At 45.0% G+C, this 15,638-nt stretch carries 11 protein-coding genes and 1 pseudogene; 6 read left to right on the top strand and 6 right to left on the bottom strand.

Annotation, left to right across the window (positions count from 1 at the left end; translation table 11 throughout):
- Positions 1-188 precede the first annotated feature (188 nt).
- The 3 genes from D0A34_08720 to D0A34_08710 all read left to right on the top strand — a co-directional run bounded on the left by D0A34_08720 (position 189) and on the right by D0A34_08710 (position 4,587).
- Complete coding sequence (locus D0A34_08720) at positions 189-3,050, top strand: hybrid sensor histidine kinase/response regulator (GenBank protein UNU18946.1); 2,862 nt, start codon at positions 189-191, stop codon at positions 3,048-3,050.
- Positions 3,051-3,267: 217 nt separating this feature from the next.
- Positions 3,268-3,744 carry a chemotaxis protein CheW gene (locus tag D0A34_08715; GenBank protein ID UNU18945.1) on the top strand — a complete coding sequence of 159 codons (477 nt, stop codon included), beginning with the start codon at positions 3,268-3,270 and terminating at the stop codon, positions 3,742-3,744.
- A 66-nt stretch (positions 3,745-3,810) separates the two neighbouring features.
- Positions 3,811-4,587 carry a pentapeptide repeat-containing protein gene (locus D0A34_08710; GenBank protein ID UNU18944.1) on the top strand — a complete coding sequence of 259 codons (777 nt, stop codon included), beginning with the start codon at positions 3,811-3,813 and terminating at the stop codon, positions 4,585-4,587.
- Between the two features lie 311 nt (positions 4,588-4,898).
- Here D0A34_08710 and urtE read toward each other — a convergent pair whose 3' ends face one another.
- From urtE to urtA, 6 genes are all read right to left on the bottom strand, one after another.
- Complete coding sequence (gene urtE / locus D0A34_08705; GenBank protein UNU22224.1) at positions 4,899-5,597, bottom strand: urea ABC transporter ATP-binding subunit UrtE; 699 nt, start codon at positions 5,595-5,597, stop codon at positions 4,899-4,901.
- 120 nt (positions 5,598-5,717) lie between these two features.
- Positions 5,718-6,464: an urea ABC transporter ATP-binding protein UrtD gene (gene urtD / locus D0A34_08700; GenBank protein UNU18943.1), complete on the bottom strand. Its 747-nt coding sequence runs from the start codon at positions 6,462-6,464 to the stop codon at positions 5,718-5,720.
- A gap of 135 nt (positions 6,465-6,599) precedes the next feature.
- On the bottom strand, positions 6,600-7,322 hold the full coding sequence (locus tag D0A34_08695) for a TIGR00266 family protein (GenBank protein UNU18942.1): 723 nt from the start codon (positions 7,320-7,322) through the stop codon (positions 6,600-6,602).
- 190 nt (positions 7,323-7,512) lie between these two features.
- Positions 7,513-8,655: an urea ABC transporter permease subunit UrtC gene (gene urtC / locus D0A34_08690; protein UNU18941.1), complete on the bottom strand. Its 1,143-nt coding sequence runs from the start codon at positions 8,653-8,655 to the stop codon at positions 7,513-7,515.
- A gap of 27 nt (positions 8,656-8,682) precedes the next feature.
- Complete coding sequence (locus D0A34_08685) at positions 8,683-9,837, bottom strand: branched-chain amino acid ABC transporter permease (protein ID UNU18940.1); 1,155 nt, start codon at positions 9,835-9,837, stop codon at positions 8,683-8,685.
- A gap of 279 nt (positions 9,838-10,116) precedes the next feature.
- Positions 10,117-11,436: an urea ABC transporter substrate-binding protein gene (gene urtA, locus D0A34_08680; GenBank protein ID UNU18939.1), complete on the bottom strand. Its 1,320-nt coding sequence runs from the start codon at positions 11,434-11,436 to the stop codon at positions 10,117-10,119.
- Positions 11,437-12,064: 628 nt separating this feature from the next.
- Between urtA and D0A34_08675 the strand changes: the two are divergent.
- From D0A34_08675 to D0A34_08665, 3 genes and pseudogenes are all read left to right on the top strand, one after another.
- A pseudogene (locus tag D0A34_08675) lies at positions 12,065-12,492 on the top strand (hypothetical protein).
- Between the two features lie 132 nt (positions 12,493-12,624).
- A complete protein-coding gene (phnD, locus tag D0A34_08670; protein ID UNU18938.1) occupies positions 12,625-13,515 on the top strand; it encodes a phosphate/phosphite/phosphonate ABC transporter substrate-binding protein in 891 nt (296 codons plus the stop codon).
- Positions 13,516-13,663: 148 nt separating this feature from the next.
- A complete protein-coding gene (locus D0A34_08665; protein UNU18937.1) occupies positions 13,664-15,577 on the top strand; it encodes a HAMP domain-containing protein in 1,914 nt (637 codons plus the stop codon).
- The last annotated feature ends 61 nt before the right edge of the window (positions 15,578-15,638 follow it).

The following is a 15,638-nucleotide window of genomic DNA, read 5'->3' as shown; positions in this document are numbered from 1 at the left end:
TAACTGTTCTCTGTTGACTGTTATACGAATCACTAATAACTATCGTTGTTGTCGGGGCGGGTTGACAAATATCCTGAATGCGAATTTATAGATAATCGTGAACCCACCCTGACAACAATTACAGTTAAATAACGGGACATATATAAAAAAACTGCCAACAGTTAACAGTCAACAGACAACAAACTAATATGAATGATGACGATTTAAACGAATTAATAGATGCTTTTACCGCAGAATGCGAAGAGTTTCTCCAGTCGATGGAGACGAACCTACTGGCGATGGAATCTGCGGGTTTGAAAGAGCGACAAGCAGCAGTTAAAGAAATGTTTCGGGCGGCTCACTCGATTAAAGGTGCGGGTTCTATGTTGGGCTTTCAAAACGTGTCTGTCGCAGCTCATACGCTGGAGGACTGTTTTGTCATTTTGCGCGATCGCACAGACTTGTCAGCCCTGGAACCGACTACGGTGAGTGTTTTGCTGCAGGGGGTGGATGCTCTCAAAAAGATTACGATCGAATCAGTTCAACACTCGGGTGTCACAACTCCGGATCAAACGCAAAACTTGGAGGCGATCGCCCAAATTTTCGATCAGTTCCAGGCCAAGTACGGCAAGTCAGAACAGTCCCCAGTCCCCGCAGTCAGCCAATCTGCCGCCCCGGATACCCTGAAACAGATTTTTGAACACCAAGTGCCGGCACTCTTCAATCGCCTAGAAACCGAGCTTTCCCAAGCTTCCGAGGCAGATTTGGCAAAAAGCGTCACCGCCCTCAACCAGGTTTACTACCAACTTTCCGGTTTGGCTGGAATGCTGCTATTGCCGGATTTGGGGGAAATCGCCGCAGCCCTCAGCACTTTGATCGACTCTCCCGACTTGACTCTACAACGGTTGCAATCCGAGGGTTGGGCGATCGCCCAAAACTTGCAAACCGCACGCCAACAAATATTGGAAGGAAGGGCGATCGCCCAACCCGAAACCTCCCCCTCCCCGACTCCCCCCGACTCCCCCCGACTCCCCGACTCCCCGACTCCCCCGGGCATCTCCCCCTCCCCCTCCCCGACAGTCCAGGAAATCTCCCCCTCCCCCTCCCCGACAGTCCCCCCCTCCTCGACTCTCCCAGTCCCCAACCCACAAAGGCCGACAATCCGGGTAGACTTAGAACGCTTAACTGAATTGGTGAATCTAGTCGGGGAATTAGTCATCAACCGTACAAATTTAGAACTTCAAGAATCCGAACTGCGTGGCGAAGTCAAGCGCATCCGCCGCAATATCGTAGATTTGAGCCAATTCGGCGGTCAGTTGCGAGAAGAATACGACAGACTGAGCTTTGCAGAGTGGAGGGGGGGAAACGGGAACTCTGGATTGGGAAAACTTGCAGCAGCAGAAACAGAATTCCCAATGATTGCTAACGGCAAATCCTCTCCTGCCCATGCTCACTTCGATATCTTAGAGATGGATCGTTATACAGAGTTCCACTCGACAGCCGCAGAAGTCATCGAAACTGCCCAAGCAATTTCTCACTCCGCCACCAAATTAGACACCTTAGCCATGAAATTCGAGCGCAGTACCGACCAACTGCGCCGCATTACCGAACAACTACGCAGCCGCGTCATGCAGTTGCGAGTCGTGAGTTTCAGTCGCGCCGTCGATCACTTGCCCAGAGCCCTGCGGGAGATGTGTCTCACATACGATAAAGATGTCAACCTGCTGCTAGTGGGAAGAGATACCAAAATTGACGAAAGTTTGCTCGACGCTTTGCGCGACCCCTTAATACACTTAGTGAGAAACGCTTTCGACCACGGCATCGAAATGCCCGATGTTCGGAAAGCAAGCGGCAAGCCGGCCAGCGGTCAAATAGAAATAGAAGCCCGCCACCAAGGTGGCCAAACTATTATTACTGTCGCCGATGACGGCAAAGGCATTGACCCGGAAATCATCCGCCGTAAAGTTGTCACAAAGGGTTTCGCCACGGAGGAGCAAGCTCAAGAATTTTCCATTACCGAACTCTACGATTTTCTGTTTTGGCCGGGTTTCAGCACTACAGAAGGCGTCAGCGACCTTTCGGGGCGGGGAGTCGGGCTTGACGTGGTGCGAACAAATTTGCGGACTGTGCGGGGGACTGTGAAGGTAGACTCTCGCCTCGGAAAAGGTACGAGTTTTATCATTAAACTGCCACTGCTACTGTCGATTACTGATGCTTTGATGGTGAAGACCGATCACAATAAAATAGCAGTGCCACTGGATGCAGTCGAGGAAATTCTGCACATTAAAGCCTCGGAAGTTCACATCGCCGGCAATCAGCCGATGCTGTGGTGGCGGGAGGAATTTATTCGTTTGGTGAGGATGCAAGATTTGCTCGAATACACCGTCCTCGGGCCGGATGCCCCGTCTCCTGACCCTTTGACCCAAGACGAAATTCCCGTCCTGGTTTTGGCTTCTACCGAAGGAATGCTGGCGGTGGCCGTGGAACGGCTGATCGGTCAGCAGGAAATTGTGGTTAAACCTTTGCCACCGCCTCTCTCCAAGCCTCGCGGCGTTTTGGGGACTACGATTTTGGGGGACGGGCGCGTGGTGAATATTCTGGATGTGGATGATTTGGTGGGCCAACCTGGGGTAAATAGTTCGATCGCCGCTGTCTCCGGTAAAGTGCAGGAGATACCGGCGAGTTCGAGTCAGTCACCGCAGATTTTGGTAGTGGATGATTCCTATACAATTCGCCAGTTGCTGTCTCTGACGCTGACTCGTGCTCGCTACCGGGTGGTACAGGCTAAAGACGGTGTGGATGCCCTGGAAAAGTTGCAAAATGGTCTTGCTTGCAGTTTGGCGATCGTCGATATTGAAATGCCCCGGATGGATGGATTTGAATTGTTGCGATCGATCAGATCGACCGAGCGCTTTGCTAAGATTCCCGTAGCCATGCTGACATCCCGTAGCGGGGAAAAACATCGGCAAATGGCAATGGAATTAGGCGCAAATCAATACTTCACCAAACCTTACAGCGAAGCCCAACTTTTACAAGCTATCCCCAAATTAATCCACCAATCAATAATTTAATTCACAATCTCAATTTTCCAATCAAATAATCCCTAATCTCAAACAAAACTTAGGCAAAAAGTAATTGAACACGCGAATTATAGAGGATAGAGGGAATATACGCAGCCGACTCACCTACTAAAATCAATAATTTTCAATTTTTAATCAAATAATCTTCAATCTAAAATATTCAATCAACTAATAACTTTTCAATCTAAAATCTAAAATCTAAAATCCAATGACTCACGCCAATTACAATCGCCGATTTCGGAGCAAGAAACAAGGTAATGTTAGAATTGCCCCTAAAAAAATTGTTTCCTTTGAACTAGGAAATATTTACTATGCTGTTCCTATTGAACGAGTGGAGCGCATTGTTAAAAACTTTAATGCCTACGGTATTTTACCTAGCGGTAATAGTTTATTGCGGCATCAAGAAGAACTGATTACCATAATTAATTTATCCACAATATTTCCCAGCAGTCCGAGCAGTGCTGAGTGCAAATACCTAATTATTTGTACCTTAAATAAAAGCGATCGGTTGGGGATTCCCATTCCTGATATGCCAAAAATTTTGGAAATTACCGAAGAAAGCTTCTGCGAGATTCCCCAATTGTACCGTCAACAGCAACTGCCTTCGGTAATAGAAAAGTTAATTCGCGCACCTGATGGTTCCGAAGTTTTTTATCTGAATTTTGATTTACTTAGCGAAATGTAGGGTGTTCACTTTTCGAGGTATTATACCCTATAAATGGTATTTTTGCAAACAAAAACTTATTGATTTATGAAAAAACTCACAATCATGTCGATCGCCCTACTAATTTTTGCAGGAACTCTCGAACTGCCGAAGGTGGGGCTACAACTAAGTGCGATCGGGCAAATAGAAACACCCCAACCAATCCCAACACCTCAACCAATCCAAACACCCCAACCCCTCCAAACACCTCAACCCATCCCAACACCCCAACCAATCCCAACACCCCAACCACAAACACCCCAACCACAAACACCCCAACCAATCCAAACACCCCAACCAATCCCAACACCCCAACCAATCCAAACACCCCAACCAAAAGCAGACGACCCCAAAAACCTCGGCTACGTCTCCCCAGAATTTGCCGAAAATTTCTCCCAACAACAAATCGACCTAATCAACGCCAACGTCGAAATGCTGCTGCTAACTCAAAGCTGTCCCCGCTGCGACCTCCGAGCCGTAAAATTAGTTAACATTAACTTAAAAAATCCCATCCTTACAGGAGCAGATTTATCAGATGCCAACCTCAGCGGTAGTCGCTTCGATATCTCAGATTTTGTCAACACCAATCTAGCTCGCACAAACTTAAGCGGAGCCGAATTAGTAGGAGCGAGAATCAGCAACGCTAACCTCAGAAAAGCTAACTTGACAAAGACAAATCTAGACGGTGCAGACCTGCGATTTTCCGACTTGAGAGATGCCAATCTTTCCGATGCCAACCTCCGCAATGCTAATATAGATGGTGCGAGTATCGATCGAGCAAGTATGGCCGGCACCACAATGCCAGACGGCAGGAAAAATCAATAATATAGCAGAAGGAAGTTCGGCAACGGATTCTGTAACGGATGTAACGGATGTAACGGATGTCAGGAAGAAGGAAGAAGGAAGAAGGAAGAAGGAAAATGCCTCGTTTCCTGGGCGATTGAAATCGCTTATTGTCAAACTTTTGTCCGCCTACGGGGACTGAAGAGAAGTTTTTTGATTCCTTGTTCCCAGGCACAGCCTGGGAATAAATATCTAGAGACTCTGCCTCGTTTCCTCGTTTCCCTCTTCCCTCTTCCTTCTTCCTTCCATCCGTTACATCCGTTACAGAATCCGTTGCCGAACTTCCTTCTGAATCAAACAGCCAAAAACCTCTGAATCACCTCATCACTTAATTCGCTAGTGCTTCCAGAAGCCACAATTCCGCCTTTTTGCATAGCATAATACCAGTCAGCTTGCCGCACAAAATGCAAATGTTGCTCCACCAACAAAACAGAAATTCCCCTAGTCGCAACCACACGGCGCACCGCAGCTTCTATGTCTAAAATAATAGACGGTTGAATCCCCTCCGTAGGCTCATCCAAAACCAGCAACTGCGGCTCACCCATCAAAGCCCTAGCAATAGCTAACTGCTGCTGCTGTCCCCCGCTCAAATCACCTCCCAGGCGATCGAGCATAGTTTTCAAAACAGGAAATAAATCAAAAATTTCATCAGGAACTTCAGGATTTTTGATTTTTGTGGGTTTCGCTTCCAAACCTAACAATAAATTTTCTTTAACCGTCAAACGTGGAATAATTTCACGCCCTTGAGGCACATAACCAATTCCTAATCTAGCCCGCTGGTGAGTCAACTTAGAAACAATAGATTCTCCGCCAAAAGCAATAGTGCCACTGCGCGGTTGCAGCAACCCCATAATCGTTTTTAGCATAGTAGTTTTGCCGACACCATTGCGGCCGATCAAGCAAACCATTTGCCCCGCATTTACGCTTAAATCGACATCACGCAAAATGTGGCTTTCGCCGTAATAAACATTCAAATTAGAGACTTGTAGCATAGTTTTTAATTGGTAATTGGGCATGGAAATTGGTAGCAACTAACAAATAACTTCTTCCTTCTTCCTTCTTCCTTCTTCCTTCTTCCTTCTTCCTTCTTCCTTCTTCCTTCTTCCTTCTTCTTACTCTTCCGGTTTGCCCAAATATACCTCAATTACGCGATCGTCATTTTGCACCTCATCCATAGTCCCCTCACACAAAACCGCACCCTGATGCAACACCGTAACCTGCCGCGCAATTTGCCGCACAAACTCCATATCGTGTTCAATTACCAACACCGAATGACTTTCGGCCAGCGAAATTAGCAACTCTCCAGTTAACATCGTTTCCTCATCCGTCAAACCCGCCACAGGTTCATCTACCAACAACAAATCAGGAGATTGAGCCACCAACATTCCAATTTCCAACCATTGCTTTTCCCCGTGAGAAAGCAAACCCGCCAAAACATCAGCTTTAGCAACTAAACCAATTGTTTCTAACAAACCCGCAACCGTGCGTTTTTCAGCAGCAGAAGCAGGCTTAAACAAAGTCGAAAAAACATTTTTGTGGCGGCTGCAAGACAATTCCAAATTTTCGCGTGGCGTTAAATTTAAGTAAACTCGCGGTGTCTGAAACTTGCGACCAATTCCCAAGCGCGAAATCCTATCTTCCGACAACTTGCGTAAATTTTGTCCCTTAAATAATACCCTGCCCTCTGTCGGCTGCACCTTCCCGGTAATTGAATCGAGAAAAGTTGTTTTGCCCGCACCATTGGGACCAATAATAACTCGCAGTTCGCCCGCATCCATACTAAAATTTAAACCGTTAATGGCTTTAAAACCATCAAAACTAACAGTCAAGTTTTCTATTTCTAATACTTTTCCATTCATAATTAACACTTTACTCACTAATGGACAACAACCCATACCTTTTGTAGGTGCGGAAGGCAAATATCCTCGCTTTTTCAGGAGATTCTTTCCCCTTCCCTGACACCATACTTACTACTTTTTGCTGACCGTTTACTCTCAAGTCAAACTGCTAGAGCTGCTCGACACTGGAGATGGAGCGGCAGCCATAATTCGCTCCGCTAACTTCGAGAGCGGCAGACTTTGCAAATACACTTTTCCAGGTCCGGTTAGCTTGACTAAAAACAACCCTTCGCCGCCAAATAGAGCATTTTTAAACCCGCCCACAAACTGAATATCGTAATCTACAGTCGGCGCAAAAGCTACCAAACAACCAGTGTCCGCCCGCAACACTTCGCCAACTCCCAAATTTTTCTCAACTATTGTTCCTCCCGCATGAACAAAAGCTAGCCCGTCACCCTGCAATTTTTGCAGAATAAAACCTTCTCCGCCAAAGAAACCGGCACCCAGCCGCTTGGTGAATGCTACCTCAATTTCAATGCCGTTGGCCGCACAGAGAAATGAGTCTTTTTGACACAAAAATTTACCGCCAAGTTGGCCTAAATCTAGGGGAATTACTTTACCCGGATAGGGCGCGGCAAAAGCGACGCGGGCCTTACGATTTCCGGCGTTGACAAAGGTGGTAATAAAAAAACCCGCTCCTGTCAGCATCCGTTTGAAACCCTGAAATAAGCCGCCGCCTGTGGATGTTTGCATTTGGATGTCGCCTTCCATGTATGTCATGGTTCCAGCTTCAGCCCTGACGCCTTCTTTGGGGTCGAGTTCAATCTCGATGAGTTGCAAATCGTCGCCGTAGATTTTGTAGTCAATAATATCTGCCATATGTTGCCCCTCAAGTTAAAGAACGAAGCTACTTGCTACGGAGATCTAAGTAGGTGGACATATATATTACGTTTCCTCAGACAGAGATAAATGCAGCGTTTGCCACGTCTATTGCGATTGCTTTGTTTGTCTGTTGTAGGTGACATTTATTTATGTCAGCCTACTTATAAATTACACGATATTTTTGCACTCAATGTTCAAGTTCTTCTTTTTCGAGCTGCACTTGGGGGTCTTGTTCCAGGCTGGGGTAAGTAGATGCGTACTTCGGTCTTCTGAACAAACTGCGGATTTGGTCGAAACCTTGATGTTGCAGCCATCCGACTAAGCCGTCGGGCAGCACTGTGACTACTATGAGGAATAGCGCACCTTGGAAAAACAGCCAAACTTCGGGGAATTGTTCGCTCAAGAAACTTTTACCAAAGTTGACTAGCAGTGTTCCCAATATTGCTCCCGATAATGTGGCACGACCTCCCACTGCGACCCAGATTACCATTTCAATTGAAAAGGCAATATCCATTGCTTTTGGCGAAATGATTCCGGTTTGTACGGTAAATAATGCGCCTGCAATCCCGGCTAAACCGGCGGAAATTGCAAAGACTAAAACTTTATATCCTGTGGGATTGTAACCTGAGAAACGCAGCCGCACTTCGTCGTCGCGAATGGCTACTAGCAGGCGGCCGAAACGCCCGCTGGTCAACCACCGGCAGAGGGCGTAAGTTGCTGCTAGAAATAATATGGTGAGAATGTAGAAAATATATTGAGTATCTCGGTCATTGACTGTGGCTCCGAACAGGGTTTTAAAGTCGGTGAGTCCGTTAGTGCCGTTAATTAGTTTTTGCTGACCGTTAAAGAAGTTGAAAAATACAATGGTGGCTGCTTGGGTAAGAATTGAAAAGTAAACGCCTCGAATTCGATTGCGGAATACTAAATAACCTAAAAGTGCGCCCAAGATGGCGGGGATGAGAACTACTGCTAATGCTGAGAAAGGAAATGAATAAAATGGTTGCCAAAACCAGGGGAGTTCGGTAACGCCGTAGAGGTTCATAAATTCTGGCAATTGACTGCTGGCGGTTGGGGGAATTTGCAGTTTTAGGTGCATGGCGAAAGCGTAGCCGCCGATCGCAAAAAATACGCCGTGTCCGAGACTCAGCAAACCCGTGTATCCCCAAATCAAGTCTATGCCGAGGGCGGCAATTGCTAGTGCCAAAAATCGCCCCAATTGATTGAGCCGAACGTCGGGGAGTATCCCTGGGATGAGTAATATGAATGTGAGGGCGATCGCGCTGACAATTGCCGCTTCTTTTAACCAGGGTTTTTGATGTTTGTTCTGCATTTTTCGCTACGCTCGCAGTTATAATTTTTAATTTTCTACCGTCCGCCCTTTTTGCGGGAAAATCCCTCCCGGCTTCACTTGCAGAAAAGCCATAATTAAGGCGAATACCATTACTTTTGCCATGCTGGTTGTGGCGAAAAATGTGAAGAAGTCGGCTAAAGGCTTGACAGGAGCGAACATTATGGCTAAGGTTCCAGAACCGATCAGGTAATTGGCAGTGCCGATCGCGATCGCAGCAACTACACTCCCCACAATCTTGCCGACACCGCCCACAACCACCACCATAAAGGTATCGACTATATAATTTTGTCCGGTATTTGACCCTACCGAACCGATCAAACTAATCGCGCACCCAGCCACACCAGCCAACCCCGAACCCAAAGCAAAAGTCAGCGCGTCCACTTGTTCGGTAGGAATTCCCAAACACGCGCTCATGCTGCGATTTTGCGTCACGGCTCTAATCCGCAATCCCCACACAGACTTTTGCAAAAATAGGTAAATTCCCGCCAAACAAATTCCGGTCAGGACAATAATAAAAATTCGGGCGTAGGGCAACTGAAAATTGCCCAGCGGTATGCCACCCCGCAACCATTGCGGTGCAGTTACGTCCACATTTTGAGCGCCAAACCAAGGTTGAGTTACTGCCAGTTTGTAAGTTTGCCCTAAAAAGGCGCTCACCGCCCAGGCAATACCCAAAGATAAAGGCAAAATTATGGCGAGAATTTTGCTGCGAAGGCGATCGAAATCCAGGCGAGATTTCAGCACCCGCAAACCGCCAAAAAACAGCAAACAAAACACCGCAAGCCCAATGACCAGCACCCAACTAACGCTGCGGACAAACTGCTGCAAAATTAAACTTACACCCCAAGTTGCCAGCAGAGTTTCTAGCGGCCGCCCGTAAAGATAGCGAATCACTCCGCGTTCGAGAATTAATCCTACCAATGCAGCTAATAAAAAAGCTAGGGGAATCGCAAATAAAATATAGGTTTCAAAAGCGAATCCTCCCATACCTTTGAAGACATTTTGCACTACGAAAGTTGTATAGGCCCCCAGCATCATCAACTCGCCATGAGCCATATTAATCACGCCCATCAGCCCGAAAATAATCGCTAATCCCAGGGCAGCAATTAGTAAAACAGCGCCGATGCTAAGGCCATTAAATAAACCGTCTAATATCGCCAATTTTGTTACTCCTGCATTAAGTCGGTTAACTTTGTTCGCGGATAATGAGGGGCGGATTTTACCCCATTTGTGTCAACTTAATCGTCAACTTTTCTATAAAAAATGCTTACATTCAGTATTTAGATTCCCCTAAATACCCCTTAATAAGGGGGACTTTGAAGATTCCAGTTCCCCCTTATTAAGGGAGTAGGGGTGACGCAATAACGCTCTTGTCCCCCCTTATTAAGGGGGGATAAAAGATACGTTGTTAACGTTAACCAAATTGGTATTACCTACTTATCAAGCTTTGAATTTTCCACCTTTGGCGGGGTCTGACCAATCGCAACCCAAGCCTTTTGTTTCAGCGACAAACTGATTCCAAGGAATCGGCTTCACTGCTTCGGGCGTAGCAAAAGCGATGTTAAACAAACCGTCGTCTCTCACTTCGCCCAACCGCACAAATTTAGAAAGGTGATGGTTAACATCCATCGTTACTGTGCCCCCTGGCGCGTCAAAGGTTTGACCCAAAGCTGCTGCCCGCACTTTTTCCAAATCATCGGCTGTCCCTGCTTTTTCGACGGCTTGCTTCCACAGGTAAACCATGATGTAAGCTGCTTCCATCGGGTCGTTAGTCACTCTATCGTTGCCGTATTTTGCTTTGAAAGCTTGCACAAATTTTGTATTGGCCGGAGATTCCACAGTCATGAAGTAATTCCAGGCGGCGTAATGGCCTTTAAGATATTCTACGCCGATCGCCTTTACTTCTTCTTCAGCAATACTGACAGACATTGACGGATATTTGTCCGGCCCCAAACCTGCACCCTGCAACTGTTTGAAAAATGCTACGTTGCTGTCGCCGTTGAGGGAATTGAAAATGACGCCCCCGTCTGGCAAAGCTGCCTTAATTTTAGTAATAATTGGCGTGACTTCTGTCCCGCCCAAAGGAATGTAATCTTCCCCAACTAATTCGCCGCCTTTGGCTGCTAGCTGTGCCTTGATAATGGTATTTGCCGTGCGGGGGAAAACGTAGTCAGACCCGACTAAGAAGAATTTTTTGCCTTTATTTTCTAGCAGCCAGTCAACTGCTGGTTCGATTTGCTGGTTCGGCGCAGCCCCGGTGTAGAAAATGTTTTTGGAACACTCTTGACCCTCGTATTGTACGGGATACCAGAGCATATGATTTTTTTCTTCAAATACTGGCAATACTGCTTTGCGGCTGGCGGATGTCCAGCAGCCGAAGACGGCGACAACTTTATCTTGGTCAATCAATTTTTTGGCTTTTTCGGCAAAAGTCGGCCAGTCTGAGTTGCCATCTTCTACGACTGCTTCGATTTGTTTTCCGAGGACGCCACCAGCTTTATTAATTTCTTCGATCGCTAATTGTTCGGCATCGACAACGCTTTTTTCGCTAATTGACATCGTGCCGCTCAAGGAATGCAAAATTCCTACTTTGATCGTGTTTCCGCCCCCGGTTGCTGCTGGTGTAGTTCCTGTTGATGTGGGAGAAGCGGCGGGAGTTGCTATTGGAGTTGGAGTTCTACAAGCTTTGAGAAATAAACTTGATGTTAGGGTAGCAGAACTGTATAAAATAAATTTCCGCCGATCGAATCGCTTTGTCATTTTTTCTTGTTACTCTTGAATAGATGAGTCAGATGATTGAGAATAATAACACATAGCGACTTGATATTAAGACTCCCTTAATAAGATAGTTGTATTTTTGGATACAAATTTTATTATTAAGTAAATTAAAGTTTAAAAACAATTTTCGACAATTTACAGTACAGTCTCTCAAAACGGGTGGCGATCGCACTGCGCTTTGAGTACGATCGGACTTGTGTAAATCACCCTGATTGTCGAATAACAAATTATTGGTCTCTTTAAAAAATTAATGCCGTATCACTCCGAGCATCTGAAGTCCTTGCTATATATGGATTGTAGCATCTTTTTTTACCAAAAAAGTACACCAGTGACTTTAACACGCTCGTTGTCGCTATTTAAACTTTTCACAAATTCTCTGTTGCTTCTTAAAAAACGGGACTGGCAAAAATTAGGGCAGCGTCTCACCAATTAAGCATCGTTTTTTGAGAAAACAGCTTAAAATCTTGATTAGAAAATCAAATTGCTGTGGAGGCGTGCTGATGATACGGGATTGTACCCGATCGATCCCTCTCCGTTGAGGCGATCGCTCCCTTGAAAACCCTTGCAGGACACCCAGACGCTTTTTGGGCGCGATCGCACCCTCGATCAAATGTCCGAAAACATCTTCATCACCTACGTTCCCACTCGCCATACAATTTTCCTAAGTTTTGGCCTCGCCTGGGCCGAAAGTCTTACCGCCGATCGCATTTCATTGGCCTCAACGCTTTAAATTATTCCGGCTATCGGGACTGTCGCCCCGATTATATTCAAGCCATGAAAGAAGTATTTGAGCTAAGGACAAAACAAGGGAGAGAAGGCGAGGCAATTTCTATCTCAACACCGCTGATTGAGCTAAAAAAGACAGAAATCATTAAAGTAGGCAATAATTGAGGAGCGCATTGGGAAAAAACTTGGTCCTGTTACCCCGACGGTGAGGTTGCTTGCGGCCTTTGCGATTCCTGTCACTTACCACGGGCAGCGTTTAAGGAGTTAGGTTTACAATATCCGCTGCCTTACGCTCCCAACCCGAACACCTAGCGATAAAAATTTTATTAAAGATTTTTCCGCACAGAGGTTTAACCAATGGATAATCTCTTTTAATCACAGCTTATTCCAAATAGCTTATAATAGTTATGAAATTTTCAACTGCCACTAACATTCCTAAAAATTATGAAGAGGCGGCCTTTTGTTGGGTTCTCCCTATTGTTTGTAGCAAGCTGTTCTACAACAGTAAATCAATCTAATCGCAGTTTTTCCAATTTGGCCGTCAGTGAACCAGAAACCCTTGAATTTGCCGTAACTGATATTCAGGGAGCAGAAGATTTACAACAAAATTATCAAGCATTTCGGACTGTTCTTGGGGAAGTTTTGAAGAAAAAGATTGAATTGTTCCCAGTAGATAACTATATAGCAGCAGCCGTAGCTCTCCAGTCGGGTCAGCTAAAATTAGCTCTAACAGGGCCATCTGAATATGTGATTATGCGGGCGCGGACAAATGCTGTTCCCATTATTGCCATCACCCGCCCCAACTATCACTCGCTTATTCTTGTTCGTGCTAATAGCGAGATTAAGTCCGCAGCACAGTTGAAAGGTAAAAAAATAGCTATGTGGGAAATAGGTGCAACTGGTGGTCATCTAGGCCCGATTAAAATTCTCATGGATTCTGGCTTAAATCCCCAATCCGACTTCCAAATCTCAATGTTGGGAAAAAAGGGTTTGCAGGCTCTTAAAAAACAACAAGTTGATGCCTTAGGAATTGGTGTGAATAGATACAAAGATTTGCTCAAAATAGACGGTTTATCGACCAAGGATTTTCGGATTATTGCCACAGGGCTACCCTTACCTAGTGACTTGTTTGTTGCTAGTAGCAACCTGCCTAATACTCTTGTGGAAAAAATCCGCACTCGCCTGGTAGAAAATCAAGACAAGCTAATTGAAGCACTTTTACTTGGTAAAGCTAATGATAAGTATCAAGGAGCTAAACTGGTGCCAGCAAACGACAGTGACTATAACATGATTCGTGAAGCTTATAAAGCCACTGGTCAGGGTAATGTCTTTTAAGATTAAATTTTATTTAATACCGAATTTGTAGTAGAGATTTAGTCCTTAATTCCTAAACTCTAGAGAATAGGGTTCCTACTACGAATAAGAGACTTTATTTACGTGCATTTACTAATAAAATTGTTAAAATTTAGCTCAGGTTGGCAGTATGCAAAAATTTGAACAGGGAGAAAATGGGGCGGTAAAATTCCACCATCTTACCCTAAATAGACGGAAAAATAAAGCCGCTGTCACGGAAGGAACTCGCGACATCAACAATTCTATCAAAAAAACTCCCTTGACTGCCATTAACCGCTTCATTTCTGGCTTAAGCATTGCCAAAAAAATTACTTATGGCTACTCGCTAGCAATTGGAATAGCCGTACTAGGAACCACAGGGGGAATGATCTGTGGAGACTATTACCAAAAGCAAGCTTTCCAAGCTCTAACCTTCGCTGATGAGCAACAACATTTGCTCAGAGATTTAGAATATTCCGTGCAAGCAGTGCAGTCACATCCCAAACGCTTAATCTCTGTTTTGGGAGATTCAATCTGGTTTGAATATGAAACTGCTAAGTTCTTGAAAGATGTGGATGTAGTCCAAAAAAATATTGCAGAACTAGCTTTTTTTACGAAAGAACATTCCACAGAATTAGCAGTAAATTCTTCTGAATTAAAGGAACTGTTAAACGGTTACACAACTGCGACAGATTCGTATTCTCAATTGCTCAAATCTTTTTGGCAACAAATAGATACCTCCTCATTAAAACCAGAGGAAGTTAAAGATGCACAGCAGCAAGTATTGGATTTAATTAGAGGGGATAAAGCAGTTAAGCTCGATGTGAAGTTTGATCGGCTGTCAGAGAGTTTGAGCTTGATGACACAAGTAGCTAAGGCACAGCAGAGAGAAGCGTACATTAATTTTAATAAAGCTGAGGACTTGCGAGTGCAAATCATCGTAGTGAGTATGTTAGTGTCAGTCGCGATCGCTATTTTTCTAGCCATCTGTACCAGCCGGGCGATCGCCCTTCCTCTCCAAGCGGTAACCACCGTAGCTAAAACTATTACTCAACAAGCAAATTTTGATTTGCAAGTACCTGTCACCACAGAAGATGAAGTGGGAACCTTAGCCAAATCCATCAATCAATTAGTTGAATGGGTAGCAGAATACACCCATGAATTAGAACAGGCTCGCCAAACTTTGGAAGAGCGAGTAGAACAAAGAACAGAAGAACTTACAGCAGCCCTTCACGAACTCAAACACACCCAAACCCAGTTAATTCAAACCGAAAAAATGTCGAGTTTAGGGCAGATGGTGGCAGGGGTAGCCCATGAAATAAACAACCCTGTTAACTTTATTCACGGCAACCTAGAATACGCCACCCAGTATATTATAGATTTGTTAAAGTTAATTCGTCTCTATCAGGAGGAATACCCGCAACCCACAGAGGCGATCGCAGAAGAAATCGCAGAGATAGAACTAGACTTTATCACAGAGGATTTACTCAAACTGCTTGAATCTATGAAAATAGGTTCAGAACGCATCCGGCAAATAGTTTTGTCTTTGCGAAACTTCTCTCGCTTAGATGAAGCTCAAATGAAATTAGTTGATATCCATGAAGGCATTGACAATACACTATTGATTTTGAACAGTCGCCTCAAGCAGGGAATTGAAGTTGTAAAAAAATATGGAGAATTGCCAGAAATAGAGTGTTATCCAGCGCAGCTAAATCAAGTATTTATGAATATTCTAGTAAATGCGATAGATGCACTCGAAGACTCAGGGGATAACTCTAAAAAAAGTAAAATTCCTCAGATTTTCATTCAGACGCAAAAGTTGGACAGTAGCCAAATTCTGGTGCGAATTAGCGATAACGGCCCTGGCATTTCACTCGCAATCCAAAGCAAGCTATTTGACCCATTTTTCACAACTAAAGAACCAGGAAAAGGGACGGGTATTGGCCTGGCAATTTGCTACCAGATTGTGGAAAAACATCGGGGGAAAATAGAGGTAATTTCATCTTTGAGAGGGGGAGCAGAGTTTGCCATCACACTTCCTGCCTCCTCTCAAACTAGAAGCTAGATATTGTCTATTATGAGGAGATTAATGTGTTAACGACGACACATAATTTGTTATTTGACCT

Source organism: Microcoleus vaginatus PCC 9802 (genome assembly GCA_022701275.1).
In the GTDB taxonomy this organism is placed as follows: domain Bacteria; phylum Cyanobacteriota; class Cyanobacteriia; order Cyanobacteriales; family Microcoleaceae; genus Microcoleus; species Microcoleus vaginatus_A.
The sequence above is the reverse complement of the archived record's forward strand: the minus strand, read 5'-3'. Positions and strand labels throughout refer to the sequence as shown.

What these genes read in the sequence shown, in the direction of transcription:
- D0A34_08665 (UNU18937.1), top strand. Translation starts at nt 13,664, where the DNA reads ATGCAAAAATTTGAACAGGGAGAAAATGGGGCGGTAAAATTCCACCAT.
- urtC (UNU18941.1), bottom strand. Translation starts at nt 8,655, where the DNA reads ATGCAGAACAAACATCAAAAACCCTGGTTAAAAGAAGCGGCAATTGTC.
- D0A34_08710 (UNU18944.1), top strand. Translation starts at nt 3,811, where the DNA reads ATGAAAAAACTCACAATCATGTCGATCGCCCTACTAATTTTTGCAGGA.
- D0A34_08695 (UNU18942.1), bottom strand. Translation starts at nt 7,322, where the DNA reads ATGGCAGATATTATTGACTACAAAATCTACGGCGACGATTTGCAACTC.
- phnD (UNU18938.1), top strand. Translation starts at nt 12,625, where the DNA reads ATGAAGAGGCGGCCTTTTGTTGGGTTCTCCCTATTGTTTGTAGCAAGC.
- D0A34_08715 (UNU18945.1), top strand. Translation starts at nt 3,268, where the DNA reads ATGACTCACGCCAATTACAATCGCCGATTTCGGAGCAAGAAACAAGGT.
- urtE (UNU22224.1), bottom strand. Translation starts at nt 5,597, where the DNA reads ATGCTACAAGTCTCTAATTTGAATGTTTATTACGGCGAAAGCCACATT.
- urtA (UNU18939.1), bottom strand. Translation starts at nt 11,436, where the DNA reads ATGACAAAGCGATTCGATCGGCGGAAATTTATTTTATACAGTTCTGCT.
- urtD (UNU18943.1), bottom strand. Translation starts at nt 6,464, where the DNA reads ATGAATGGAAAAGTATTAGAAATAGAAAACTTGACTGTTAGTTTTGAT.
- D0A34_08720 (UNU18946.1), top strand. Translation starts at nt 189, where the DNA reads ATGAATGATGACGATTTAAACGAATTAATAGATGCTTTTACCGCAGAA.